The organism is Exiguobacterium sp. J17977, from assembly GCF_018616375.1.
GTDB classification, from domain to species: Bacteria; Bacillota; Bacilli; order Exiguobacteriales; family Exiguobacteriaceae; genus Exiguobacterium; species Exiguobacterium mexicanum.
The window spans coordinates 180,054-206,503 of sequence record NZ_JAEQBB010000006.1; the positions used below are offsets into that span (position 1 = coordinate 180,054).

At 52.0% G+C, this 26,450-nt stretch carries 27 protein-coding genes; 19 read left to right on the top strand and 8 right to left on the bottom strand.

Translation table 11 applies throughout. From position 1 onward, the window contains the following. The first annotated feature begins 9 nt into the window (after positions 1 to 9). From KNO58_RS11905 to KNO58_RS11945, 9 genes are all read left to right on the top strand, one after another. The gene (locus tag KNO58_RS11905; RefSeq protein WP_214754137.1) at positions 10 to 2,055 is read left to right on the top strand and encodes an ABC transporter ATP-binding protein; all 2,046 of its coding nucleotides are present in this window, start codon (positions 10 to 12) and stop codon (positions 2,053 to 2,055) included. 9 nt (positions 2,056 to 2,064) lie between these two features. Next, positions 2,065 to 3,243, top strand: a complete 1,179-nt coding sequence (locus tag KNO58_RS11910) for an RtcB family protein (protein ID WP_214754139.1) — start codon at positions 2,065 to 2,067, stop codon at positions 3,241 to 3,243. 68 nt (positions 3,244 to 3,311) lie between these two features. After that, the gene (locus tag KNO58_RS11915) at positions 3,312 to 3,626 is read left to right on the top strand and encodes a YfhH family protein (RefSeq protein WP_214754141.1); all 315 of its coding nucleotides are present in this window, start codon (positions 3,312 to 3,314) and stop codon (positions 3,624 to 3,626) included. Continuing rightward, positions 3,623 to 3,892, top strand: a complete 270-nt coding sequence (locus KNO58_RS11920) for a YfhJ family protein (RefSeq protein ID WP_214754143.1) — start codon at positions 3,623 to 3,625, stop codon at positions 3,890 to 3,892. The genes KNO58_RS11915 and KNO58_RS11920 overlap by 4 nt, the downstream gene beginning before the upstream one ends. 164 nt (positions 3,893 to 4,056) lie before the next feature. After that, positions 4,057 to 4,596 carry a helix-turn-helix domain-containing protein gene (locus KNO58_RS11925; protein ID WP_214754145.1) on the top strand — a complete coding sequence of 180 codons (540 nt, stop codon included), beginning with the start codon at positions 4,057 to 4,059 and terminating at the stop codon, positions 4,594 to 4,596. A gap of 13 nt (positions 4,597 to 4,609) precedes the next feature. Next, complete coding sequence (locus tag KNO58_RS11930) at positions 4,610 to 5,716, top strand: ABC transporter ATP-binding protein (RefSeq protein ID WP_214754147.1); 1,107 nt, start codon at positions 4,610 to 4,612, stop codon at positions 5,714 to 5,716. Beyond that, positions 5,703 to 6,524 carry an ABC transporter permease gene (locus tag KNO58_RS11935; protein ID WP_034780994.1) on the top strand — a complete coding sequence of 274 codons (822 nt, stop codon included), beginning with the start codon at positions 5,703 to 5,705 and terminating at the stop codon, positions 6,522 to 6,524. Before KNO58_RS11930 ends, KNO58_RS11935 begins: the two co-directional genes overlap by 14 nt. Continuing rightward, the gene (locus tag KNO58_RS11940) at positions 6,521 to 7,321 is read left to right on the top strand and encodes an ABC transporter permease (protein ID WP_021067750.1); all 801 of its coding nucleotides are present in this window, start codon (positions 6,521 to 6,523) and stop codon (positions 7,319 to 7,321) included. Before KNO58_RS11935 ends, KNO58_RS11940 begins: the two co-directional genes overlap by 4 nt. Beyond that, entirely contained in the window at positions 7,318 to 8,388 is a 1,071-nt protein-coding gene (locus tag KNO58_RS11945; protein ID WP_214754149.1) for an ABC transporter substrate-binding protein, read from the top strand. The genes KNO58_RS11940 and KNO58_RS11945 overlap by 4 nt, the downstream gene beginning before the upstream one ends. 49 nt (positions 8,389 to 8,437) lie before the next feature. On the opposite strand, the gene KNO58_RS11950 is transcribed toward KNO58_RS11945, so the two are convergent. The 3 genes from KNO58_RS11950 to exaC form a co-directional block, all read right to left on the bottom strand. Next, entirely contained in the window at positions 8,438 to 9,157 is a 720-nt protein-coding gene (locus KNO58_RS11950) for a nuclease-related domain-containing protein (RefSeq protein ID WP_214754151.1), read from the bottom strand. Between the two features lie 149 nt (positions 9,158 to 9,306). Then, complete coding sequence (locus KNO58_RS11955) at positions 9,307 to 9,666, bottom strand: DUF779 domain-containing protein (RefSeq protein WP_214754153.1); 360 nt, start codon at positions 9,664 to 9,666, stop codon at positions 9,307 to 9,309. A gap of 1 nt (position 9,667) precedes the next feature. Further along, positions 9,668 to 11,188, bottom strand: coding sequence for an acetaldehyde dehydrogenase ExaC (gene exaC / locus KNO58_RS11960; RefSeq protein ID WP_214754155.1), 1,521 nt, complete (start codon positions 11,186 to 11,188; stop codon positions 9,668 to 9,670). Between the two features lie 224 nt (positions 11,189 to 11,412). Between exaC and KNO58_RS11965 the strand changes: the two genes are divergently transcribed. Next, positions 11,413 to 11,946, top strand: coding sequence for a YceI family protein (locus KNO58_RS11965; RefSeq protein WP_214754157.1), 534 nt, complete (start codon positions 11,413 to 11,415; stop codon positions 11,944 to 11,946). 26 nt (positions 11,947 to 11,972) lie between these two features. Here the strand turns inward: KNO58_RS11965 and KNO58_RS11970 are convergent, their stop codons facing one another. Next, a complete protein-coding gene (locus tag KNO58_RS11970) occupies positions 11,973 to 12,956 on the bottom strand; it encodes a metal-dependent hydrolase (protein WP_214754159.1) in 984 nt (327 codons plus the stop codon). A gap of 87 nt (positions 12,957 to 13,043) precedes the next feature. Between KNO58_RS11970 and mutY the strand changes: the two genes are divergently transcribed. The 5 genes from mutY to KNO58_RS11995 all read left to right on the top strand — a co-directional run bounded on the left by mutY (position 13,044) and on the right by KNO58_RS11995 (position 18,149). Then, positions 13,044 to 14,078, top strand: coding sequence for an A/G-specific adenine glycosylase (mutY, locus tag KNO58_RS11975; protein ID WP_214754161.1), 1,035 nt, complete (start codon positions 13,044 to 13,046; stop codon positions 14,076 to 14,078). Next, complete coding sequence (locus KNO58_RS11980; protein ID WP_214754163.1) at positions 14,065 to 14,490, top strand: SRPBCC family protein; 426 nt, start codon at positions 14,065 to 14,067, stop codon at positions 14,488 to 14,490. Before mutY ends, KNO58_RS11980 begins: the two co-directional genes overlap by 14 nt. Before the next feature lie 89 nt (positions 14,491 to 14,579). Next, complete coding sequence (gene ntdP / locus KNO58_RS11985; protein ID WP_021067741.1) at positions 14,580 to 15,122, top strand: nucleoside tri-diphosphate phosphatase; 543 nt, start codon at positions 14,580 to 14,582, stop codon at positions 15,120 to 15,122. 37 nt (positions 15,123 to 15,159) lie between these two features. Then, positions 15,160 to 16,908, top strand: coding sequence for an ABC transporter ATP-binding protein (locus KNO58_RS11990; RefSeq protein ID WP_214754165.1), 1,749 nt, complete (start codon positions 15,160 to 15,162; stop codon positions 16,906 to 16,908). A 92-nt stretch (positions 16,909 to 17,000) separates the two neighbouring features. Continuing rightward, complete coding sequence (locus KNO58_RS11995; protein ID WP_214754167.1) at positions 17,001 to 18,149, top strand: DUF3238 domain-containing protein; 1,149 nt, start codon at positions 17,001 to 17,003, stop codon at positions 18,147 to 18,149. Between the two features lie 13 nt (positions 18,150 to 18,162). Here the strand turns inward: KNO58_RS11995 and KNO58_RS12000 are convergent, their stop codons facing one another. Continuing rightward, positions 18,163 to 18,579 carry a thiol-disulfide oxidoreductase DCC family protein gene (locus KNO58_RS12000; RefSeq protein ID WP_214754169.1) on the bottom strand — a complete coding sequence of 139 codons (417 nt, stop codon included), beginning with the start codon at positions 18,577 to 18,579 and terminating at the stop codon, positions 18,163 to 18,165. A gap of 53 nt (positions 18,580 to 18,632) precedes the next feature. Beyond that, positions 18,633 to 19,865 (bottom strand): MFS transporter, encoded by a 1,233-nt coding sequence (locus KNO58_RS12005; RefSeq protein ID WP_214754171.1) that lies wholly within the window; start codon positions 19,863 to 19,865, stop codon positions 18,633 to 18,635. Between the two features lie 92 nt (positions 19,866 to 19,957). Here KNO58_RS12005 and KNO58_RS12010 point away from each other — a divergent pair, with 92 nt between their 5' ends. Beyond that, positions 19,958 to 21,595: an ABC transporter substrate-binding protein gene (locus tag KNO58_RS12010; RefSeq protein ID WP_214754173.1), complete on the top strand. Its 1,638-nt coding sequence runs from the start codon at positions 19,958 to 19,960 to the stop codon at positions 21,593 to 21,595. Between the two features lie 33 nt (positions 21,596 to 21,628). Here KNO58_RS12010 and KNO58_RS12015 read toward each other — a convergent pair whose 3' ends face one another. Beyond that, on the bottom strand, positions 21,629 to 22,927 hold the full coding sequence (locus KNO58_RS12015; RefSeq protein WP_214754175.1) for a glutamate-1-semialdehyde 2,1-aminomutase: 1,299 nt from the start codon (positions 22,925 to 22,927) through the stop codon (positions 21,629 to 21,631). Between the two features lie 191 nt (positions 22,928 to 23,118). On the opposite strand from KNO58_RS12015, the gene perR reads away from it, so the two are divergent. Continuing rightward, entirely contained in the window at positions 23,119 to 23,550 is a 432-nt protein-coding gene (gene perR, locus KNO58_RS12020; RefSeq protein ID WP_029596002.1) for a peroxide-responsive transcriptional repressor PerR, read from the top strand. Positions 23,551 to 23,579: 29 nt separating this feature from the next. On the opposite strand, the gene KNO58_RS12025 is transcribed toward perR, so the two are convergent. Then, positions 23,580 to 23,939: a YgzB family protein gene (locus KNO58_RS12025; protein WP_021067733.1), complete on the bottom strand. Its 360-nt coding sequence runs from the start codon at positions 23,937 to 23,939 to the stop codon at positions 23,580 to 23,582. A 168-nt stretch (positions 23,940 to 24,107) separates the two neighbouring features. Between KNO58_RS12025 and KNO58_RS12030 the strand changes: the two genes are divergently transcribed. Both KNO58_RS12030 and KNO58_RS12035 read left to right on the top strand, forming a co-directional pair. Beyond that, on the top strand, positions 24,108 to 24,974 hold the full coding sequence (locus KNO58_RS12030; RefSeq protein WP_214754201.1) for a nucleotidyltransferase-like protein: 867 nt from the start codon (positions 24,108 to 24,110) through the stop codon (positions 24,972 to 24,974). Between the two features lie 32 nt (positions 24,975 to 25,006). Next, on the top strand, positions 25,007 to 26,182 hold the full coding sequence (locus KNO58_RS12035) for a PstS family phosphate ABC transporter substrate-binding protein (protein WP_214754177.1): 1,176 nt from the start codon (positions 25,007 to 25,009) through the stop codon (positions 26,180 to 26,182). Positions 26,183 to 26,450: the final 268 nt, after the last annotated feature.

Genomic DNA, 26,450 nt, shown 5'->3' on the forward strand with positions numbered 1-26,450 from the left:
GAATCTCTCATGATCGATCAATATGAATTAGATCCAGTCCGCAGGAAAAAAACGATCCGTTCACTCATTGGCTATGCCAAACAAGTGAGACGTTCGATTTTCCTCGGATTGACGTTACTGTTTTTAGCGGTCGGCGCTGAACTGGCCGGACCGTATATCGCCAAAATCATCATCGACGACCACATCGTCGCCATCGAGCGGGATTGGGTACAAGTCGAGTCAGGCGGAAGTGTCGCTTTTGACGGCAACGCCTATGAAAAAGAGACGAGGCTTGACGGCGAGACGGTCGTCCGTCCCGTCTCCATCGTGCAGACGACCGACGGCTACTATCTCGTCCCTGACGCCGTCATGAGCGGTGGCGTCCGTGAGGTCGAAGATGGTGTCCTCACCATCACACGAAGCGAAGAGACGGCGACGTATGACAACATCGCGCCGCTCTCATCGACCGACGTGTTCCGTTTTTACGAGACAGATTTACGGGCCGTACTGTTGCTATCTGGTTTGTATGTCGTCTTGCTTCTTATCGCGGCAGGGTTGAACTGGGGGCAACAGATGCTTCTCCAACGTTCGGCCCATAATATCGTCAAGACGATGCGGCTCGACGTCATGCGGCATTTGCAGACGATTCCGGTTCGCTACTTTGACCAGACGCCGATTGGGAAAATCGTCAGCCGGGTCACGAACGACACCGAGACGATTCGCGACCTATATTTGGGCGTGCTCGCACGCGTCTTCCAAAGCGTCGTCATGATGATTGGAGTCTTGATTGCCATGTTCTTCTTGGACGTGCGCCTCGGTCTCGTCTCGCTCATCATCATTCCGGTCGTCATCGTTTGGATTAAATTGTTCCAACGCTTGTCGACCCGAAACAACTTCCGTGTCCGTGCCCTCGTCGCCGATATGAACGCCCAATTGAATGAGAGCATCCAAACGATGCCGATCATTCAGTCGTATGTCAAAGAAGATCTCGTCTATGACGAATTCAACGAGAAAAACAGCGACAACTTCCAAACAAGACGGAAGCTGCTCAAATTGGATGCGCTCATGTCGCACAACTTGGTCAACTTCTTCCGCAACATGGCACTTGCCTTACTCATTTGGGTCGTCGGTGCGCAGACGCTCGGCACGGGCAGCGTGCTGACGCTCGGGATTTTGTACGCCTATATCGATTACGTGTCACGAATTTTCGAGCCGGTGACGCAAATCATGAACCAGTTGTCTCCGCTCCAACAGGCGCTCGTCTCGGCAGACCGGATGTTCCAGTTGCTTGACGAGAAAGGGGAAAACGTGTCGGCGGAACGCATCGCACGCTTTAAAGGTGAGGTCGTGTTCGACGACGTGTCGTTCAGCTATGAAGCCGGGAAGCCGGTGCTCCAACACATCGATATCCATGCGGCGCCAGGTGAGACGGTGGCGCTCGTCGGACATACCGGTAGCGGCAAGAGTTCGATTATGAACTTGCTCATGCGCTTCTATGACCCGTCAGAAGGAACGCTCAACATTGACGGCATGGACGTGACGAAATTACCGACCCAAGCGGTCCGGGCCCATCTCGGTATCGTGCTTCAAGACCCGTTCTTGTTCACGGGATCGATTCGGACGAACGTGACGCTTGGCGACGAGACGATCTCGGACGACCGCGTATGGCGCGCATTGACGGCGGTCGGAGCCGATCGTTTCGTTAAACAGTTGCCACACGGGCTAGACGAGCCGGTCATCGAACGCGGCGCATCACTCTCGAGCGGAGAGCGCCAGTTGATCAGCTTCGCCCGTGCCCTCGTTTTCGACCCGGCCATCCTCGTCTTAGACGAAGCGACGGCGAGCGTCGATTCAGAGACGGAAGCGCTCATCCAAGAAGCGCTCAAGACGCTCACGTACGGCCGGACGACGTTCGTCATCGCGCACCGTCTCTCGACGATTCGGGAAGCGGACCAAATCCTCGTCCTCGACCACGGTCACATCATCGAGCGGGGCAACCATCAGTCGCTTATCGCCGCAGGCGGCGTCTACGCCCGGATGCATGAGCTGCAAAGTAAACAACAAGCCATCAGTTGAGGAGGTCTTATGGAGATTATCGGAAAGCATAACCGGGCCAAAGTATTCAATGAACGGATTGACGATATGACGCGGGCCCAAATCCAGACGCTCGTCGACCAACCGTTCACGCAAGGTGCCTCGATTCGAATCATGCCGGACATGCATGCCGGCAAAGGGTCGGTCGTCGGGACGACGATGACGATTCACGACAAGGTCGTGCCGAATCTCGTCGGTGTCGACCTCGGGTGCGGCATGCTCTGTACGGAAATCAAGGTGAAGCGCATCGACTTTCAACGGCTCGACGACGTCATCCGTCAATATGTACCGAGCGGGATGAACATCCGGGATGCGGCACACCCGTACGCCTCAGAACTTCCGCTCGAGGACGTGCGGGCGCCCTATAAACTGGACCGGGCCCTGCGCTCGGTCGGCACGCTCGGCTCGGGCAATCACTTCATCGAAGTGAACCGCGACGAAGCTGGACGCACGTTTCTCGTCATCCATTCCGGTTCGCGCCACCTCGGTGTCCAAATCGCCGACCATTATCAACAGTTGGCGGTCGAGCACATGATGAAGACGGCTGACATTCGAGACGAGATTGAACGGATGAAGGCAACGGGACGAGAGCGGGATATCGCGGCCTATCTTGAGACGGAGCGCGAGGCACGGAAACATGTCCGCGACCTCGCCTACGTCGAAGGGGAAGCGATGGAAGATTATATGCACGACGTGCGTATCGCCCAGCAATATGCGGCCGCCAACCGTCTTGCCATGACCGACGTCATCGTCGAGGCGATGAATTGGAACGTCGTCGATCAATTCGATACGGTCCACAATTACATCGACCACGACGCGATGATGCTTCGAAAAGGGGCCATCTCGGCGCGGGACGGAGAGCGGGTCATCATTCCGATGAACATGCGCGACGGCTCGCTCATCTGTACCGGCAAGGGGAACCCGGACTGGAACTTCTCAGGACCACACGGTGCCGGTCGCGTCATGTCACGCTCGGCCGCGCGAAAACGCGTCGACTTCAACGAATTTAAAAAGTCGATGGCAGATGTCTGGTCAACTTCTGTCCGACCGTCGACAATCGATGAATCACCGTTCGTCTATAAGTCGATGAAAGAGATTGTCCGTTATATCGAGCCGGCCGTCACCATCAATCAAATCATCAAACCGCTCTACAACTTCAAGGCGAACTGAACATCGTTTCAGTTTCGCCTTTTTCTTTTCCACGAAAAATCTGATACGCTACAAGAGAGGTGAGCGAAATGGAAAAACGATTGAGTGATTTATCGAAATATGAGCTTGAACAAGAGATTCGAGCGCTCCACGAACGGAAGCGGAAAGCTGAACAGATGGGCATGGTCAGTGAAATCGAGGTCGTCTTGCGACGGATCGCGATTGCCGAGAGCTATTTGATTGACCCGAAATCGTTCAAGCCGGGAACGACGTATATCGTCAACTATAACGAGCGCCCGTTCCGTTTGAAATTCGTGAACGGCGTCATGGGCTGGGGGACGTTCGAAGGCGAGACGGCTGAACACGCGATTCCGCTCTCGGAGCTGTCGGAGGTGAAAGCATGAACCGGACCGAACAATACGAGCGTTTGGCCGAAATCTTGAAACAGAAGAACGATGTCTTGAGCGAGCTCGAGGCGTTGACGTGGGTCGAAGTGCTGTGGGAGGATTTTGAGACGACGCTCGCCCGTGCCGGCGAACCGTATCCTGGGGAAGCAAAATCATTCCAATACGTCGTTCAACAGATCGATGCATACGGACCCCAGCTCCATCTGTTCCAAACGAAAAATGAGAAGTTCAAACATTTGATGTCCCAGCGCGACATCCATTAAAACCACGCCGCAATCGGCGTGGTTTTTTTACTTGCAAACGACCCTCAATCCGTTATAATAAAGGTCGCTATTAGTTTGCTTTGTAGTTAAGTATTTATAAACTTTCTTTAGTTGAAATCATCTTTCACTAAACTTGATTCAAAGCCGAAAGGGGGGATTGTGACTTGGAAGTCGGTCAAAAAATCAAGCGGCTCCGCGTCAAGAAAGGGTTGACGCAAGAAGAGTTGGCCGAGCGCACGGATTTGAGTAAAGGCTATATCTCTCAAATCGAGCGTGATTTGAGTTCACCTTCGCTTGAGACGCTATTCGACTTGTTGGAAGTGCTCGGTTGCTCGCCGAAAGAGTTCTTCGATGAAGAGATGTTTCAAAAAGTGAGCTATACCGCAGACGACCGGACCGTGTATAACGATGAGGATCGGAAATACAGGACCGAATGGCTCATCCCGGAATCGAACGAAAAAGAGATGGAGCCGATTTTGCTGACGTTCTCCAAACATGGGGAATTCAAGCGTTACGAGCCTTCCCGTTCCGAGACGTTCGTCTACGTCCTGTCAGGTCGGATCGCCCTCAAGCTAGGCCATCACACGTACTTCGCCAAAGCCGGAGAAACGTTATATTATGTCGCCTCCGATTCCCATCAACTCGTCAACGATTATGATGGCGAGAGTGAATGTTTAATCGTCGCGACCCATTCATATTTATAAGGGAGGAACTGAAATGAACCTAGAAACGATTATTCGCTTTGACAACGTGTCGAAGCGTTACGATGACACCGTCGTCTTAGAAAACATCAGCTTCGAGATTGAGAAAGGGAAGTTCTATACGTTGCTCGGGCCGTCTGGATGTGGGAAGACGACGATTTTACGTTTGATTGCCGGTTTCACGGACGCATCTGCGGGCGATATCGAGTTCAACGGGAAACGCATCAACGACGTCCCAGCGAACAAACGTCAAGTGAACACCGTGTTCCAAGACTATGCGCTCTTCCCGCACTTGAACGTGTTCGAGAACGTGGCGTTCGGTCTGCGAATCAAGAAGATGAAAGAAGCGGACGTGAAGACGAAAGTCGAACAGGCGCTCAAATTCGTCAACTTGAAAGGGTACGAGTCACGTGAAATCGATGAGATGTCAGGCGGTCAGCGCCAACGTGTCGCCATCGCCCGTGCCATCGTCAACGAACCGGAAGTCATCTTGCTCGATGAACCGCTCTCGGCGCTCGATTTGAAACTCCGGACCGAGATGCAATATGAGCTTCGTGAATTGCAACAGCGTCTCGGCATCACGTTCATCTTCGTCACGCACGACCAAGAAGAAGCGCTCGCGATGTCAGATGAGATTTTCGTCATGAACAACGGGAAGATCGTCCAGAGCGGGACACCGACCGATATTTACGACGAGCCAATCAACCGCTTCGTCGCCGATTTCATCGGGGAATCGAATATCGTCCCAGGCGTCATGCCAGAGGACAACGTCGTCACGTTCGCTGGGAAGACGTTCGATTGTGTCGACCAAGGGTTCGACCGCAACGAGAAAGTCGAAGTCATCATCCGTCCGGAAGATTTGGAGATGACGTCGGTCGAATCGGCGAAACTTGTCGTCGACGTCGACTCGCAACTGTTCCGCGGCGTCCACTATGAGATTTGCTGCTATGACCAAGAAGGCAACGAATGGCTCGTCCATTCGACGAAAAAATCGGTCGTCGGTTCGAAAATCGGCCTCACGTTCGATGATGAGGCGATTCACGTCATGCGCTTAGGAGAGACGGAGGAAGAGTTCGACCGTCGTCTCGAGTCCTATGAGGAGGTCGCTCATGAATCAAACTAGTCAAACCGCGAAGACGGTCTATTTGACGACCTACTGGTTATGGATCGCGCTGTTCGTCATCGCGCCGCTCCTGCTCGTCGTCTACTACTCGTTTTTTGATATCGAAGGGAACTTGAGTTTAGAGAACTATCAGATGTTCTTCACGTCGACGTATTTGACGATGACGTTATCTTCCTTCTGGTATGCATTCCTCATCACGTTCTTCTCGCTCTTGATCGGGTATCCGACCGCCTATTTATTGACGAAGACGAAGCATAAGCAACTTTGGCTTTTGCTCATCATCTTGCCATCATGGATCAACTTATTGCTCAAAGCCTATGCGTTTCTAGGTATCTTCGGAACGTACGGCATCACGAACCAGTTTTTAGAGGCGATCGGCATCGGGACGCAACAGATTTTGTTCACGGACTTCAGTTTCGTGTTCGTGTCGGTGTACATCTTCATCCCGTTCATGATTTTGCCGATTTATAACGCCATCGAGAAACTGCCGCCGTCGCTCGTCTATGCGTCGCGCGATCTCGGGGCCTCGAACTGGACGACGTTCCGCCGGGTCATCTTCCCGCTCACGCTCGACGGTGTGAAGTCAGGGATTCAAATCGTCTTCATCCCGGCGTTGTCGCTCTTCATGATCACTCGACTGATTGCGGGGAACCGCGTCATCACGCTCGGTACGGCGATTGAACAACAATTTCTCGTCACGCAAAACTGGGGCATGGGCTCGACGATTGCCGTGTTCTTAATTTTGGCGATGGTCCTCGTCATGGTCATCACGCGTGACTGGGGCGCGAAAGGAGCGGTGCGTCGATGAAACCGAAAAAATTTAAATTAGCCAACCTGTATTTGATGGCGGTGTTCTTCATCCTCTATGCACCGATCCTCTATTTGGTCGTCTACTCGTTCAACAGCGGCGGGACGATGAGTAATTTTGAAGGCTTCACGCTCGACTGGTACAAGTCGCTCTTTACCGACACGCGTCTCCTCGTCATCGTCTTGAACACGATTGTCATTGCCTTGCTCTCGGCGACGATTTCGACCGTGCTCGGCGTCATCGGGGCGCTCGCCATCTATACGGCGCGACAACGCTTCACGAAGACGTCGCTCTTGTCGCTCAACAACGTGTTGATTGTCAGCCCGGACGTCATCATCGGGGCGTCGTTCCTCATCTTGTTCACGATGCTCGGGATTCAGCTCGGCTTTTATTCGGTGCTATTAGCGCACATCGCCTTCTCGGTACCGATTGTCGTCATCTTGGTGTTGCCGAAGCTACAAGAGATGAGCCCGACGCTCATCGATGCGTCGCGTGACCTCGGGGCAAGCACGTGGGACGTCTTGACGAAAGTCATCTTGCCGTATATCACACCAGGTATCTTTGCCGGGTTCTTCACGGCACTCACGTATTCACTCGATGACTTTGCCGTCACGTTCTTCGTGACCGGCAACGGCTTTACGACACTTGCCGTTGAAGTCTACTCACGGGCCCGTCAAGGCATCTCGCTCGAGATTAACGCCTTGTCAGCCATCCTATTCTTGTTCACACTCATCCTCGTCCTTGGGTATTACGTGCTCGCCCAACGCGGTGGTAAAGCGAAGGAGGTAAGACGATGAAGAAATTGGTCATCATGTTGACGGTACCGGTCCTCGTCAGTTTCGGCCTTTTGCTCTGGGTGTATCAAATCAATATGGCACAAGGGTTCGGCGGCGATAACACGCTCGTCGTCTACAACTGGGGCGACTATATCGATGAAGACTTGATTGGAGAGTTCGAGGAAGAGACGGGCTTGAAAGTCATCTATCAGACGTTTGACTCGAACGAGGCGATGCTCACGAAAATCGAGCAAGGCGGTACGGCGTTCGACATCGCCGTCCCGTCGGATTACGCCATCAGTAAAATGATTGAAGAAGACCTGCTCTTGCCGATTGACTATGACAAGCTCGAGAACTTCGATAACATTGACCCACGTTTCCTCGACAAGTCGTTCGACCCGGGCAACACGTACTCGGTCCCTTACTTCTGGGGGACGGTCGGCATCGTGTATAACCCTGAACTCGTCGACGGCGACATCACGTCATGGAACGACCTATGGGACATGCCGCTCGAGAATGACATCTTGCTTGCAGACGGGACCCGTGAAGTGATGGGCTTCGGTCTGAACTCACTCGGGTACTCGCTCAACACGACGGACAAAGATGAACTGCTCGAAGCGGAGAAGAAGCTCGAGACACTCTGGCCGAACATTAAAGCGATCGTCGGCGATGAAATCAAGATGCTGATGGCCAATCGCGAAGCGGCCGCGGCCGTCGTCTGGTCAGGTGACGCTTCCGAGATCATGTACGAGAACGAAGAGTTGACGTACGTCATCCCGGAAGAAGGGACGAATCTCTGGTTCGACAACCTCGTCATTCCGAACACATCGAAAAACGTCGAAGGCGCGCACCAGTTCATCGATTTCATGCTTGACGCGGAAATCGCGGCCCGAAACACCGATTATGTCGGCTATTCGACACCGAACGAAGCGGCACTTGAATTCTTAGATGAAGAAGTGACGTCAGACGAACGCTTCTATCCGACGAAAGAAGTGACCGATGAGCTCGAAGTGTATGAGAACTTAGGAAAGCGCATGAACGCGTACTACAACGAACTATATTTACGCTTCAAAATGCAGAGTAAATAAAAAGGAGTCCTGCTCACTGTGAGCGGGACTTTTTGAATGGGACGGGGAATCATGTCACCCGTTGCTTGGCGGCGATGTGGGCCTTCTTGACGGCTTCGTCCGCTGATGCGAATTGGAGCAAGTGCTCGTAGATGGCCGTCTGTTCGGCCAACGTCAATCGGGCCTCGCCAGGTAGGGAAATCTGTTGTTTCCATGTCTTGCGGTTCAGCACGGGAACGTCGGCCACGTCGATGCGCTTCAAGGTCGAGCGGTCGCTGAAGACGATCCAAGAGTGGAGCAGACTCCGCTCTACGGCAAGCGTCTGTTCCATCGCTTTCATATGTAACTCGTTTTGTTTGATTGGATTGAAAAAGCGAAACTTCTTTCGATTTGGCATCGATTGGGTCCAATGCCGCTCTTGTTCATGTCCAAAAATCCAGCCGCTATAATTTTTGGACTCAATCACGTGGACGCCGCTCTGGTTGATGAACACCACATCGATTTCAGTCGTACGGTCTCGGTACTTTGGATGGGGCAAATATAGATTCGTCAAGATGAAGGGATTCGGGACGCGTTCCTCGATGGCGGCGACACATAAATATTCACCGTATAAGCCGGTGTCTTGAACGACTTTGAAATAGCTGTGTCCGGTCTGGGCATAATAGCGGCTCCGTTTATAACGCTTGACCTTCGTATACAAGATGCCGCTCATCACCAGGAACAGAGGACCGAATAGACTGACCAATGAAATCGCCATGCCGTTAAGCATGCTTGTGAGAAGCTCGGACATAGGCTGCCTCCTTTCGTGTCTCTCTTTACTATATCGAATCGAGCCGATTGTTAGGGTGATTTTTGGGTTAAATTGGAAATGTGTTTTTGAGAAAAAGGTGCCCCTTGACTAAAAAAAGACCAGCCCTCGAGAGGACTGGTCGTCTATATTCAGCTTTGTTGCAACTTGGCCCGTTCTTCGTCCGTGAACACGCGGGAACGGCTTAAAAACCGTTTTCCTTCGACGCCCTCGACCGAGAACATGCCGCCCCGGCCCTCGACGACGTCGATGATGAGCTGTGTGTGCTTCCAGTAATCGTATTGCTTCTCGTGCATATAGAACGGACAACCGCCGATTTCGCCAAGCAGGACGTCATGATCGCCAATCATGAACTCGTCTTGCGGGAAACACATCGGGGAGCTCCCGTCACAACAACCGCCCGACTGGTGAAACAAGAGCGGTCCATGTTTTCGTTTCAGCTGTTCGAGGAGCGCGAGCGTGGCGGGGGTGGCCTCGACGCGGTTCACCATCTCAGAAGAACCCGAGCTTTTGTTCGCTATAGCTGACGAGCATGTTTTTCGTCCGTTGATAGTGGTTTAGCATCATCTTATGGTTCTCGCGACCGATTCCAGACATCTTGTATCCACCGAACGCGGCGTGGGCCGGATATTGATGATAACAGTTGATCCAGACACGACCGGCTTGAATCTCGCGACCGAAGCGGTAGGCGCGGTTCATGTCACGCGTCCAGACGCCGGCCCCGAGTCCGTAGAGCGTGTCGTTCGCGATGGCGAGCGCCTCGGCGTCGTCTTTGAACGTCGTCACCGATAGGACCGGTCCGAAGATTTCTTCTTGGAAGATGCGCATCTTGTTATGACCTTTGAAGATGGTCGGCTGCACATAATAGCCGTCGGCAAGTTCGCCGTCCATCATGTTGCGTTCGCCGCCGATGAGGCATTCTGCGCCTTCTGATTTTCCAATCTCCAAATATGATAAGATTTTTTCCAGCTGCTCATTCGAGGCTTGGGCACCCATCATGACGTCAGGGTCGAGCGGATTGCCGAGCTTGATGGCTTTGACCCGTTCGAGCACCCGTTCCATGAACGGTTCATAAATCGACTCGTGGATGAGCGCGCGTGATGGGCACGTGCACACTTCGCCTTGGTTCAAGGCGAACATGACGAGTCCTTCAATCGACTTGTCAAAGAAATCATCATCCGCATCCATGATGTCCGCGAAGAAGATGTTCGGTGACTTCCCACCCAGTTCAAGCGTGACCGGGATGATGTTTTGTGAGGCGTATTGCATGATGAGTCGACCCGTCGTCGTCTCACCCGTGAAGGCGACTTTATCGACGCGGTCGCTCGACGCGAGCGGTTTGCCGGCCTCGAGTCCAAACCCGTTGACGATATTCAACACGCCAGGCGGGAGTAGGTCTTCAATCAGTTCCATGAGCACCATAATCGAAGCCGGTGTCTGCTCAGCTGGTTTCAACACGATACAGTTTCCGGCAGCGAGGGCCGGTGCGACTTTCCAGACCGCCATCAAAATCGGGAAGTTCCATGGGATGATTTGGGCGACGACACCGAGCGGCTCGGTGAAGTGATAAGCGACCGTATCTTGATCGAGTTCACTGATGCCGCCTTCCTGTGACCGGATGACACCCGCGAAATAGCGGAAGTGATCGATGGCGAGCGGGAGGTCGGCGTTGAGCGTCTCGCGGACGGCTTTCCCATTCTCCCATGTCTCGGCATACGCGAGCATCTCGAGGTTCGCTTCCATGCGATCGGCAATCTTATTTAAAATGACGGAGCGTTCTGTGACCGACGTTTTGCCCCACGCGTCTTTGGCGGCATGGGCCGAATCCAAGGCGAGCTCGACATCTTCTTTCGTCGAACGGGCGACTTCACATAAAACTTTACCATTTACCGGAGAGGTGTTCTCAAAATATTCTCCCCCTGCAGGCGCGGTCCACTTCCCGTTGATGTAATTCTCATAGCGGTCTTTAAAGTGAACTTTCGTGCCTGTCGAGTTTGGGACTTCATAAATCATGGTCGTTCCTCCCTTTTCCGTAAAGTATAGAGAGTTTTATGTATGCGCTTACATTTTACTGTAAGTCAACAACTCCCTTTTTTAATCGTAACGGGTCGGTGTGATAAAAGTCAAAATTTTTCGACAATAATTTGTCACATTTTAATTTGAATGTTTTGAAGTCAAGATTTGTGGTAAACATCATATTAGTATCAATCTCTTAAATCAAAGGAGTGGACGGATTCATGGCAAAAGCATATCAAGTCGATCCAGCGCACAGCACCATCAACTTTACGGTCAAGCATATGATGATTTCGAAAGTAAAAGGGGAGTTCAAAGACTTTCACGTCGAGGCGAACGGGCAACCGGACGATCTCTCGAACGCGAGCGTGAAGGTGACCATCAAGGCGGCATCAATCGATACGAACAACAGTGATCGTGACAACCATTTACGGTCTGGCGACTTCTTCGATGTGGAGCAACACGAGGACATCGTATTCGAGTCGACATCGTTCCGCTCGAAAGGCGGCGGTGAATTCGAATTGACCGGGAATTTGACGATTCGCGGGACGACTCGGGAAGAGACGTTCGAAGTCGAGTACGAAGGAAGCGCGAAAGATCCGTGGGGCAACATGAAACACGCCTTTACCGGGGACGGGTCGATCAACCGGGAAGATTACGGATTGACGTGGAACCAGGCGCTCGAAGCGGGCGGCGTACTCGTTGATAAAAAAGTCAAATTTGATTTCGAGCTCCAGTTTACGGAGTCGGAGGCATAAAAAAAGTCGCTCCTGTGAGCGACTTTTTACTGTTCGTAGGCCAATTTCTTTTGGAGGCTCTCTTCACTGAACACCCAGCCCGTGAATGAAGACAACACTTCATTCGACTCTTCGTCGACGATGACGACGGCGACGAACGGGTAAATATCTTTCGCGAAATAACGCAAGTTCGTGAAGCGATACTCGATCATGCCGTTATGACGTGTGACCGTATACGTGTGAATCTTCGAGAATTCGAGGAACGATTGAAGATCCGCATTTTTACGGGCCTCGACGAAGTGAAGGTCATCCTCACCTGGCATCGGCTTGTCACGGAAACGACCGCATTCGATGACCGTCCCTTTTTTCACTTTGACGGCGCCTAAACCGTTGCGGAATCGAACGGCGACATGCCAGTCATCCCAACCGATACCTGGCGAGATGAACAGTTCGTGCGCACCAGCGAAGTGGCGGGCGACCGTTGCGAGGGCGCGGTTACGCAATTTGAATTGAATCGCGTAATAGCTGATGACGAGCGCAATGAGCAATGCAAAAATCGGGACAGTCGCCCCTGTGATAAGCCATAATACATATGCCCCATAGTAGGCAGAGAACAAATACGGATCAAACGTCCCGATGACGCCCCAGCCAATCCATTTTTTCGAAAACGGTTGAAGGGCCTGCGTCCCGTAGGCGTTGAACAAGTCGACCGTAACGTGTAACAACACGGCGATTTGTGCCATGACCCATAATGAAGCGGGGTTGACGCCAAGCGCGAGTCCGATGACGGCGCTGACGATAATCGGCCAGGCGAGTAATGCGGTTATTCCGTGTGAACGACCGCGGTGCTGGCGTAAATACGTGCTATTTCCTTTTAGTTTGAAGACCGTGTCAAAGTCCGGAGCATGCGAGCCGACGAGAGCCGTCGCTGTCATGGCTAGAAACATTTGTGCATCGCCTGACACCTCCGGGCTGAGTGTCGCGATTGCACTTAAACCTAGTCCCATCCCAATGTGAGTAGCAGTATCCAATGTGCTTCAGCACCTCCATAAAAGTAGAAAAACCGCATATTTTAATCCATTACATCATACAATATTTTTAAAACGAGGGGAAACAAAATGCTCGATGTTGATAAATTGTTCACAAATTATAATATTCAAGAATTTAACACAAATTTAGTCACATGGTTCAATCGTGAAAAGCGTGATTTGCCTTGGCGCCACGGGAAAAATCCATATCGGGTCTGGGTGAGCGAAGTCATGCTCCAACAGACGCGCGTCGATACGGTCATCCCGTACTATAACCGTTTCATGGAGCGGTTCCCGACGATTGAGACGTTGGCAGCGGCCGAACCCGATGAGGTCGTCAAATATTGGGAAGGACTCGGTTATTATTCACGGGTTCGTAACCTTCATCAAGCCGTCCGAGAAGTCGTTGCCGTGTACGACGGGATTGTTCCTGAGGAGAAAGAGCGATTCGAAAAACTGAAAGGCGTCGGACCGTATACGACCGGGGCGGTGTTATCGATTGCCTACAATCAGCCGGAACCGGCCGTTGATGGCAACGTCATGCGCGTCATGTCTCGTCAATTCGGGATTTATGACGACATCGCCATCCCGAAGACACGAAAACTGTTCGAACAAGTCGTGCGCCGACTGATGGACCCGGCGCATGCCTCAGACTTTAACGAAGGCATCATGGAGCTCGGGGCGACGGTATGCACACCGAAAAACCCGATGTGTTCGCTCTGTCCCGTTCAAGATGATTGTTATGCTTATACCCATAACGTGCAAGATGAACTCCCGGTCAAGACGAAAAAAGGAGCGGCTCGGATTGAGATGTACGATGCGCTCTACTGTCGTCGCGACGGCCGGACCGCGTACGTGAAACGTCCGGACGCCGGTCTGCTCGCTGGAATGTGGCAATATCCGCTTACAGATCGCGGAACGGGGGAACAGTTAAACGGAACCTATATTGGACAAGTGAAACATGTGTTTTCTCATATCGTCTGGTACATCGACTTATATGAAGTCGAGACGTTGCCGGACGGCGAATGGACGTGGCTCGACGAAGAGGCGCGCAACGTGGTGACGGTATCGGTCGCCCAACAAAAATTAGAGAAAATGGCAGGTGCGGAGGATGAGACAGTTTGACGTACGAACACCGTTCGACACGTCCGTGGACAGATTATGGACGTTGCTTCAAGACGCTTCGCTTTTATCAAAACTGACGTCTTTCCCGAAAGTGACGCTCGTTGGGGATGGGGCTTCGGTCGAAGGGAATGTCGTTCAGCTCCGCATCGGGGTCGGGCCGGTCTCTTTGCCTTGGAATAGCGCCATCACGTTGGCGGGGAACCGTGCCTTTTGCGATCAAGGCGTGAAGTTGCCGTTTCCGTTCCGTCGCTTCAGTCACGTCCACCGCGTCGAACAAGTGGACGGGCAAGCCGTCATGGTCGATGAGGTCACGTTCGACAGTTACGTGCCGACCATCCTCGTCGAGTACTTCGTGCTCCGACCGATGTTCAAAGCGCGAGCCGAGGCATTCCAAAAAACACTAAATTCGTGAAAATAAGAGATTTCCTTTTTCATTGGTTCTGAAAGTCGCTATAATTAAATATGAGAATTGTATAGCATCATAGCGGAAAGGAGGAGCTTATGAGCTTATTTCCCAAAGCAGGTAGCAAGATCGAGATACAGAGCTACAAGCACAACGGAACTTTGCATCGCGTTTGGGAAGAAACGCTCGTCCTTCAGTCGTCAAAAACGGATATGATCGGATTCAATGACCGTATCATGGTCAGTGAGTCAGACGGCCGGCAATGGAGAACTCGTGAGCCGGCAATTTGCTACTTTTCATCTGAGTTTTGGTTCAATGTCATCTGTATGATTCGCGAAGATGGGATTTACTACTACTGTAATCTAGGTTCGCCGACAACGTTCGATGGGGCAGAACGTGCCATCAAGTACATCGATTACGATTTGGACATCAAGGTGTTCCCGGATATGTCGTACACGATTTTAGATGAGGATGAATATGAGCGGCATCGTCGCGAGATGAATTATCCGAAAGCGATTGATCGAATCTTGAAACAGAACGTTCAAGAACTTATTAACTGGATTCGAGGACGGAAAGGGCCGTTCAACCCAACATTCGTCGATGAATGGTATCGCGAATACGAAGCACGTTACCGGAGATGATTGCTCATCTCCGCTTTTTTTCTTGAAGGAGGAACTAATGGGTAGTATTAAACGTTATTTACAGTTCGTTAAACCGTATAAGAAACAAATCGCGCTGACCATCTTCGTCGGGATTTTGAAATTCTCGATCCCGCTCGGCTTGCCGCTGCTATATAAATATGTTATCGATAACTATTTGACGGACATAGACCCGGGGGCGGATTACACTGAACTCGTCTGGTTGTTCAGCATCGTCTTCTTCGTCTTCCTCGTCTTGAAGCCGCCGATTGAATATTTGCGCCAATATTTGGCGCAATGGGCGGCGACGCGGATTTTATTCGACGTCCGGAACCGATTGTTCGACCACGTCCAAAAGTTATCGCTCCGCTATTATTCGAACAATAAGACGGGACAGATTATTTCGCGCATCATCAACGATGTCGAGCAGACGAAAGACTTCGTCATCACCGGTCTGATGAACATTTGGCTGGATATGGTCACGATTTTAATTGCCATCGCCATTATGTACACGATCGACCCGCAATTGACGCTCATCGCCGTCTTGCCGCTCCCGTTCTATGCCATCGCCGTCCGTTACTTTTATGGACGATTGCGCCGGCTCACGCGGGAACGGTCGGCCGCACTTGCGGATCTTCAAGGCCACTTGACCGAACGTGTCAACGGGATGGCGGTCATCCGCAGCTTCGCCCTCGAGCCGTATGAGAACAAGGCGTTCGAAGAACAGAACGGTGGCTTCTTGAAAGCCGCGCTTCGCCACACCGGCTGGAACGCAAAGACGTACGTCGTCGTCTCGACGATCACCGACATCGCCCCGATTTTGATTTTCACGACGGCCTCGTGGCTCGTCTTGCAAGGGGACGTCTCACTCGGGACGCTCGTCGCGTTCATCGCGTATATCGACCGTCTCTACGCACCGCTCGGCCGTCTCGTCAACTCGGCGACGACGCTCACCCAGTCGGTCGCTTCGATGGACCGTGTCTTCGAGTTCCTCGATGAACCGTATGACATCGAAGAGAAACCAAGTGCGTTCGTTCCTGTGAAAACGGCAGGTGACATCGAGCTCAATCGCGTCAGCTTCGCGTACGAGAAAGATGGGACGCGTGCCCTCCGCGACGTCAACTTGCACATCCGCTCCGGGGAGCGGGTCGCGTTCGTCGGCATGTCCGGTGGCGGCAAGTCGACGCTCGTCAGCTTGATTCCACGGTTTTATGACGTCACGTCGGGGAGCATCAAAATCGATGGCACCGATGTCCGTGATTTCAAACTGCGGGCGCTGCGCGATCAGATTGGGATGGTCATGCAAGACTCGGTGCTGTTCAGTGAATCGGTCGCGATGAACATCCGGATGGGGAATCCGGAAGCGAGTGACGAAGATGTCATCGCCGCCGCGAAAGCAGCGAACGCCCATGAGTTCATCTCGAACTTGGCGGACGGTTACAATACGCCGGTCGGGGAAAAAGGTGTCAAACTGTCAGGCGGTCAGAAACAACGGCTCGCCATCGCCCGTGTCTTCTTGAAGCATCCTCCAATCATCATTCTCGACGAAGCGACGAGTGCGCTCGACCTCGAGAGCGAGGCGATGATTCAAGATTCGCTCGCACGACTCACGAAAGGGCGGACGACGCTCATCGTCGCGCACCGATTGTCGACCATCACCGATGCCGATAAGATTGTCGTCGTCGATAACGGACAAATTATGGAGACCGGGACGCATGAAGAACTGATGCGCCGCCGCGGAGCCTATTACGATTTGTATATGATTCAAGATTTGGCAGTCGTCGAATGAGACGCGGCCTCGAGGAGACTCGGGGCCTTTTTTGTTTTCCGTGACAGTGAGACGGGAATGAAGAAACGACATGCCAAAAGGGGGAGAGTCCAATGATGAACGGGGAAGGTTTAATCACAGTAAAACCGCTTAAGGACGCGCTCGAGCTGACGTGGTCGGTCGAGGGGAAGGTCCGGCTCACGCGGAACGGGAAATATGTGTACGAAGGGACCGACCAGCACTATGTCGACCATGAGACGGCCGTCGGGGAACAAGTCGCCTATCGACTTACGGATGAGCAAGGCGAAGTGGCGAAAGTGTATACGGCCGCCGTCGATCCGAGCGATGACTTGTACTGGAATCGACATCTCACATCGGCCGTCGTCGCGTCGACCGGCACTCATCTTCAATGGGATCCGATTCCTGACGTCGAGACGTATGCGATTTATCGACAGGGACGACGGATTGCCGAGGTCGTCGGGAACGCCTATCTGGATGATACGCCGCTGCACGAACCGACGATGTATGAAGTCCGGGCGCTCCGTCCGGTGAAGCGAGATGCGAAACCGGGGACGAGTCTCATTCACGCTGTCGGCAAAGTGATGTCACTCGCCAAAGAGCTGAAGACGGACACACGGCGCGACAAGGAGCTGTTCGTCATGTATTTTCTCGTCAGTCCGCTCCGTCCCGATTTGGAGACGGTCGACCAGATTCAGCTTCGCGTCCAGACGTTCATTCGTCCGCCGATGATTAAAAATCCGAACTTGTTGTCGCCTCATCCTTACTTTGAAGGGGACGGACGACCATATAACGTCCACGCGACCGACTATCGGACGCGGACGGAAGTGAAAGTCGAAGGGCTACACGACATCCCGATCGTCTCTATCAAAAAAGACGCGGGCGTGACGCGCGGCTATAACGCCCGTCATCAACTGACAGGAGAAGATGTCGCTTCGGTCGATCAAGTGTATATCGACGATCTCGAGATTGACCGGGGGCGGACCGCATATCGCTTGCAACATTCGGTCGGCAATCCGCTCGTCATCGCGCCGGACATCAAATATACGATTGTCGCACAATTGAAGGATAACGCCACGTTCAAACTGTCTGGCAGTCACACACAATCGCCGCATCATGAAGTGTATCTTCAGGTCGGGGATGCCCCGTGGACGACGATTCACCGGGCCGATGACCTCGGTGTCAGTTTCATGGGCAATCCGATGCCGGAGTGCCACTGGACGTACTTGACGTGTATGGACTAAAAAAACCGTCGACTCATCGAGTCGGCGGTTTTGGTTGTTGGTCGAGAAACCGGCTTCGTTCTTCCGGTGTCGGCAGTTTACATGTCTGTTTCTGCCCGAACCATTCGTAACGATGTTTGGCGATGAACTCATAGCCTAGGTCGCGGAGCGGCTGAGGGACGATTTTTACGAACCGGAGCAGACGCCACTTTCCGTCCAATCCTTCCGCGATCCGGACGGCCGCGTCGGATTTGATATAAGGCACGCCATCGCGAATCAAGACGATACTGTCAACCGAGTCGCTGATGCGGTGACGTTCACGTAGCATTTTCCCGGTCTCGCCTTGGAGCGAGGCAAAGTGGAAGTTCCCAGGGGTGTCCCGGTTCAAGATAAATTGGATGCTAGCGTCACAAAAGTTGCAGTCTCCATCGAACAAGACAATAGCTGGCATGTGATTCGCCTCCTTCACTCTAGCCTGTTTCCGTTCTGGCGTCCGTTCAAACGTCACGCGGCGAGCTGACGTACCGGTTCCATTTTATAGAGCGAGACGTAATAGAGATACGCCCCGAGCGCCCCGAACAAGAAGATGTAACCGCTCATGAATATAGGTCCGATGAACGCCCCGACGACGATGCCGGCCGCGGCCACAAGTTTGGCCCCGTGGAACGTGAGGCCCCCGAAAGCGAGGTACGATGCGCGACGCTCCGGGTCGAGCAAATCGACTTGCTTCACTTGGCGGATTGGCGAGTACAGCAACTCGCCGACCGTGAAGACGACAGCCAAGACGGCGAGAATCAAGAATGAATTCATCGATGTGATGGCGGCGTACGCTGTGATATAGAGCGACAAGCCGATGAAGAATACGTATTTCTCTCGATATCGTTTCACAAAGGCGGTGACGGCGAACGTGATGGCAACGACGAGCAATGTGTTCTCGAGCTGCATGAACGCCATCATCCGGACACCATCAAACGGCACACCGAGAATCGAACGTTCTTGGAACGATTCGGCCAAATGAACGCCGATATAGTTCGCCATATGGAACTCTGTCGAAAAGACGAGCATGCTGCCGAGCACGAACAGCATCCAGCGTCGGTCATTGAGGGCGATCCGATAGTTTTGAATCACGCCGACGATTGGGTTGGCCGGCGTCGACCGGTTACCTTGATGTGAATCGACGAGATAACGTTGCAAGACGATTGTCGTGATGGTCAACACGAGCGTCATCCCGATGAATAAGCCGAACCGGTAGTCGCGATAGAACGCACCGCCGAGCATGACACCGCCGGCGATCGCTAAATTGACGAGCCAGTAATCATATACATAAATCGCTTTTCGATTCGATGGTTCCATCGAGTCGATGACGATCGCTTCAAGAGCCGGATAGTTCAAGCCGTTGGCGACGGCGTGACCGAAATACAAAATGGCGACGGTGAGTGCCCAGTTGTTCGATGGGTGAATCGCGACTGTCATCCCGATGAAGCAGAGGATTTGAACGAGTTGGCCAATCTGTAAGACGTGCTTGCGATTGAAGCGGTCCGAGAAGTACCCACCGAACAATCCGGTGACATACCCGACGATGACGAATGACGTCATGATAATCCCGGCAGCAATTTTGCCGAGTTCTTCTGAAAAATATAAAGCCATGAATGGAAAGATGGCCGAGCCGACGATACGGATGAAAAATCCACAGACGAGTCGAAGTCGGACATTAGTTGGGAAATCTTTGAATTTCATGTGAGCACCTCCTTGTCACTACTTTAAACGTGGACTACACTTGGTAAAAAGAGACAAATTATTTGGACATGTCCACTTTTAGGGGGAATGACATGAATGCAAAACTAGTGGCGATTTATCGCCATGCGTTACAGGCGAACAGAATGGACGTGACACTTCGGCAAGCCGTCGAGGTGGTCGGCTATAGTGAGAAACAAGTGAAGCGCGATATCAAGGCATGGGAAACGATGGGGTGGGTGACCTATCAAGCCGGCAAAGGGCGTGGCCATGAATCGATGCTTCGTTTTCAGCCGGACTTTGACGAGACGCTCCAGGCGTGGGTCGTAACCTCATTTTCTGAGGCTACGATGGCGCAGGCGGCCAAATGGTTGGAATGGGAGTGGCCACCCGCCTTACGTGAACTGATTCAAGCGCGGATTTGGAACCGATTTGGCTTCGAACAGACGGAAGAAGACAGGTTTATTTTCCCGCGGACGCGCACACTCGAGTCGCTCGATCCGCTCGATATCCATATCGCGATGGAGGCGTCGTTGTCACGTCACGTCTTCGACCGCCTGTTCGAATGGGACGGAACGACGGTCCAACCGTCGCTAGCCCATCATATGGAGGAGACGTCGTTCGGATTTCGCTGTTACATTCGGAAAGGTGTCGCTTTCCACAACGGGATGACGTTAACGGCCAAAGATGTCGTTTATTCATTGAGCCGGCTCTTGGCTCGCGGTAAACAAGTTTGGTTGTTCGCACCGATTGACCGGGTCGATTCGCCCGCACCGTATGTGGTCGATCTTTACACAAAAGCACATCGGGCCTATATCGAGCGTTTGCTTGCTCAAACGCCAGCCTCAATCACATATGAACGAGCGGAAGGGACGATTGGGACGGGACCCTTCAAATTGGAGAAACAATCCGACGACGTCGTGCGTTTACGGGCGTTCGAGCGCGGATTGCGCCCGCGTCCGTCATTGGACGTGGTGGAGTTTGTCACGTTCTCGGAAGCGGATCACGCCAAATGGAGCGCCCGGGATGATCATAGCGTCGTGAAATGGATTGCCGAGGCTGGGGCGCGCTATCTTATGTTCAACTTACAGCACTCCTGGTTGAAAGAGGACGTGGCGACGCGACGCGCGGTTCAACGGGCCATCGATAAACAAGCAGTCGTCGATTTGGGTGGAGAACGTCATCAGGTGGCCCACGGCTTCTTCCCGGAAACGAGTCGCCCGATTCCACTGGACGGGCCAAGCGAGAGTTCCGAGCGTCCGCTCCGACTATTGCACTTGCCGTTCGACGTGGCGACGGAAGACGCGGCGCTCGTCGCATCCCAGTTGCGGGCTGCCGGTTTCACCGTCGAGACCGAGACGTATGCGCTCAGTTGTTTGCTCGAAGAGGAGACACTTCGCCGCGCCGATTTGATTTTATGCGGGGAGATGATGAGCGAAGACTTGGATTTGGCGTTTCTCGCCTTTTTGACGAGTGAACTGTCGCTCGTCGGCAAGCTCGTCGCCCATGAAACGGAACTCCGCTCGCTGATGGACCGCTACCGTCAAACCGATATGAGCGCTTGGCCGTTGCTCCATCGGGAAGTGGAACGGCATTTGACGGAGTCGGCGCTCGTCATTCCGCTATACCATGTCGAGCGAGAGCGGAGCTTCCCAAGTTTTCTAGGCGACGTACCGGTCGACATATTCGGTCATCCACGCTACGACCAGTTGTGGATCCGACCTTTGGTGTAATCAAAAAGGAGATGCCGCGGCATCTCCTTTTACTTATAGTTGGGCGAAGGCGCGGTTTACCGCGGCAATCGTCTCTTCGATATCTTCCTCGCTATGCTCAGTCGTCAAGAACCAAGCCTCATACTTCGAAGGGGCCAAATTGACACCGTTCTCGAGCATCAATTTGAAGAAGCGTCCGAACACTTCACCGTCCGACTTTTCGGCTCCCTCATAGTCGGTCACAATCTCGTCCGTGAAGTAAACCGTGAGTGCGCCTTTTAGACGGTTCAATGTGATGGTCACGCCATGTGTTTCCGCGGCTTCACGAATCCCAGTTTCGAGCTTGGCGCCGAGCATGTCGAGCTTCTCGTATACTCCAGGTTGTTCGAGTACTTCAAGGCAAGCCAGTCCCGTCGCCATCGACGCTGGGTTGCCGGCCATCGTCCCGGCCTGATAGGCTGGCCCGAGCGGAGCAACCGTCTCCATAATTTCGGCTTTACCGCCATAGGCACCGATCGGTAAACCTCCTCCGATGATTTTGCCGAGAGCGGTCATGTCCGGTTCGATGCCGTACACTTGCTGGGCACTGCCGTATGTGAAACGGAACGCCGTGATGACTTCATCATAAATGACGAGGGCGCCATGTTCATGTGTGATGTCGTTGATGGCCTGGAGGAATCCAGGTTTCGGTTCGACGATGCCGAAGTTGCCGACAATCGGTTCGACGAGGACACAGGCGATTTGACTGCCCCATTCGCGCATCATGTCGCGGAACGCCTCGACGTCATTGAACGGCACGGTGATGACTTCTTTCGCCGTGGCCCGTGTGACGCCGGCCGAGTCAGGTGAGCCGAGTGTGGCCGGCCCGCTGCCTGCTGCGATGAGCATCAAGTCCGAGTGGCCGTGATAACAACCGCTAAATTTGACGACGAGCTCGCGTCCCGTATAAGCCCGGGCGACACGGACGGTCGTCATGACGGCCTCGGTCCCCGAGTTGGTGAAACGGACTTTATCCATTGACGGGATGGCCGCCTTTAGTTTTTTCGCGAACTCGACTTCAAGCGCATGCGGTGTCCCGTAAAGGAGTCCTTTAGACGAAGCCGCGATTAACGCTTTATGGATATGCGGGTGAGCGTGGCCCGTAATGATCGGCCCGTACGCCGCCAAATAGTCGATATAACGATTGCCGTCGACGTCATAGAAATAGGCGCCGTCTCCTCGTTCCATATAGACGGGTGCTCCTCCACCGACTGCCTTGAATGAGCGGGAAGGGCTGTTGACCCCGCCGACGATATGCGTCAAGGCGTCGGTATACAAAACGTCTGAATTGTTGCGTGTAGATGGTGTTGCCATATGTATTGCCTCCTTTTACAAATTCGCACTTATTGTATCATAGCCGTCAACCGCTTAAGCTCAACGTTTGACGACCGTTCCAGAAATCAGTACACTATTTATAAAGATTACTATGTAAGAAACAGGTTAATTACTACTAACACTTCGAATGAATTCTATAGAAGAAATGAGGGATTGACGTGGGAAGCGAAATGCTTGACCATGCTGTTCAGTCGCTCCGAGAACATGGAGTCAGAATGACGCCTCAGCGCCAGGCCATTTTGGAGTATCTCGTCACGGAGCACAGTCACCCGACAGCGGATGACATATATAAGGCACTTTCGGCGAGGTTTCCAAACATGAGTGTCGCTACCGTCTATAACAACTTGCGCGTCTTTAAAGAAGTCGGTCTCGTCCAAGAGATGAATTACGGAGACGCATCAAGCCGCTTTGATTTCGTGACGTCGCGTCACTATCACATCATCTGTGATGCGTGTGGAAAAGTCGTTGACTTCAATTACCCGGTCCTTGATGAGATCGAATCGGTCGCATCTCAATTGACAGGGTTCAAAGTCGATCGCCATCGTCTCGAAGTATACGGGACATGCCCTGCGTGCCAAGCTGAACAAGCGCATAAACATTAAAAAAACATCCTCTGCCTGAGGATGTTTTTTTATTCGTGTGAATGTGATTGGCGTTTATTATATTTTTCGTCGAACTCTTTACCTTCGAGCGATTGATCGATCGTGAGCGGTTCGTCGCAATGCATACATAAATCGACGCGGCCGAGCATCTTTGTCTGCTTCTCGCAGTTCGGGCAAGTGACGACGATGGCTTTCGTAGATGCCATCCCGATGATAAAGTAAAGCGCTGAACTTGATAACACCATCACGAAGCCGAGCAACATGAAAATAATCATCAGCCATGTGATGCTTTTCGCCAGCAGGCCGAGATACATGACCCCGATTCCCGCAAAGACGAGCAACAACGCAAGGTTTCGAGCGCGGTTGATTTTATTCCCCCGTTTTTTCATTTCATAATCCCTCCATGTCTGTCTTTACTATAGCTCATCTGCAAGACGGTGAGAAGTTCATACAATCGCTGGCAGGAGAATTTTATAAAGAAGGCGAATCATTTTCGTATCAGATTATTGGGTGGACGTTTGTAGTTCATCATATAGAAAGAAGGTATCAAGGTGACTATGGAGTATGCCACACGCACGATTTATTCGGAATATGCAGCCTTGAAGACGACGCTTGGCATCATCGAAGTGAAGAAGAAACGACCACGCGATCCGTTGACAGACCAATCGGACCGGTTGTTGATTGTGATTGAAGCCAAAGAAGAACCGTTCTGGACAGTGAAACACTATCAGGTCGGACAAGAAAAAATCATTCTCCATTTGGTGAGTGATTCGATGATGGACCGCTGGATTTTGATGAATGAGAATCGTCGGGCCATCCACTGGATTGAAGATGGGATGGTCTTGTTCGAACGAAATACGTTTTTATTAGACTTGCGACAACGCCTTCGTAATTTCTCGAACGACGAGCAACGCCTGCAACTATCGCTCGCTTTTGCGAAGTTGTTGCGACGCTTTGAAGACGGGCGCAGCTTGTTCTTACAAGAAGAGCATCAGGACGCCTTCACCCAAATCCATCATGCTTTGACCCATTTGGCTAGATTATCGGTCTTGGAAGCCGGGATTCATCCTGAAATCGTATTGTGGAAACAAGTACGTACACTCGATTTAGAAATATATAAACTCCACGAGGAACTTGTGAGTGGGCAAGAGTCGCTCGAACAGCGGATTCACTTGGTGATTATCGGAATGGAACATTTGATTCAGTCAAAAGTGTTGCCGGGTACGCTCCTGCTTTTGCAAACGATGCAACAACGCGACGAACCGTGGCCGTTCTCGGAATTAATGGAACACCCGAATTTGCAAGCATTGAAAGTCGACCTAGGTAGCATCGTCGGGTTCCTTGTCCGCAAAGGATACGTCCGTTCGGTCGTGCGACCGACAAAAGGTGTTGGGGTCGAAGCCATCGCCTATGAGATTGCCTAACTATATAGAAGCGAATGGAGTAGTTGAATCAGATGAAAATCGTCAAGTTTATATTAGGCAGTGTGATGATTGTGCTGGTGACCGCAGTCATATCGGTCTTTACAGCACTCTTTACGATGGGTAATCCGATTGCAGGAGGACGCTCGATTCTTTGGACAATTTGGTACGTGGCCGCTTTATTAATTCTTATTATGGCGCTATATGACTTCTCGTCGTTAACGAAGGGGCAACTTAAACGAGTCGGATTGATTGGAACTGTGATTGGAGTCGTGTTCTTCGGTTCAGTGAAAGGATACTACGTGTATACAGAAGGTTTGCGGATTGAAGAACGCGGTGTTGAGTTATATGACTATCAGCCGTTTAAAGAGGAATCCGATTTAGCTGAACTTGATGCGCCATCTTCGTTTAAAATCGATTCAAATCTCCCACGCCTCGATGGTGCTACGGCACTCTATCCACTGTATGCGTCATTTGTCGAAGCGGTTTATCCTTCTGACGAATATAATCCGTATAGTACGGAGGAGAGTCCGGTCGTCTCAACGACGACGGGGGAGGCGTACGATCGGTTGATTCAAGGGAAGACGGACATTATCTTTGTCGCCGGACCATCAGATCTTCAAGTGGCCGCGGCTGAGAAGGCTGGTATGAAGTTCAACATGACACCGATTGGGCGCGAAGCGTTTGTCTTCTTTGTACATGAAGACAATCCAGTTGACTCGCTTAAATTAGACGAGATTCAGCAAGTATATGCCGGAGATATTGATAATTGGAGTGAGGTCGGAGGCGAGAATGACCCGATTCGAGCATTTCAACGTCCAGAAGGAAGCGGGAGTCAGACGGCTTTGCAGCGGATGATGGGCAATCGTAAATTAATGGATGCACCTGTTGAAGATGTCCCGGAGGGTATGGGCGGTATTATCGAACAGACGGCCGCATACACTAATCATAAAAATGCGATCGGCTTCTCTTTCCGCTTCTATGCGACCGAGATGGTCGAAGATCATGATATTAAATTACTTCAAGTGAATGGGATTGCTCCAACGATCGAGACAATTGCTGACGGGACGTATCCGATCACTTCTGAATTTTATGCCATCACGACAGAAGAACAATATGAAACATATAAGCCATTTTTAGATTGGATGACATCTGAAGAAGGACAGACATTGGTGGAGCGGACGGGCTATGTGCCTCTCGCGAAAGACTGAAGCGTTGGGCCTCATAAGGAGGCTCAACCTTTTTTATTTTTTTGTAATATTTCTATTGACGAAGTGGTAAATAGAGATTATAGTTATAAACGTTGTCACAGCGAAAGATTATTTCAGTAAAACAATTTGTGAAAAAAGTTGTTGACGCGGAGATAAGCAACGTGATAAATTAATGAAGTCGCCAAGAGCGACAGACGAACTTTGAAAACTGAACGATGAGGCAAAAAAAGTTTTACCATTTTTGAATGAAGCGCAAGCTTCGTCATTT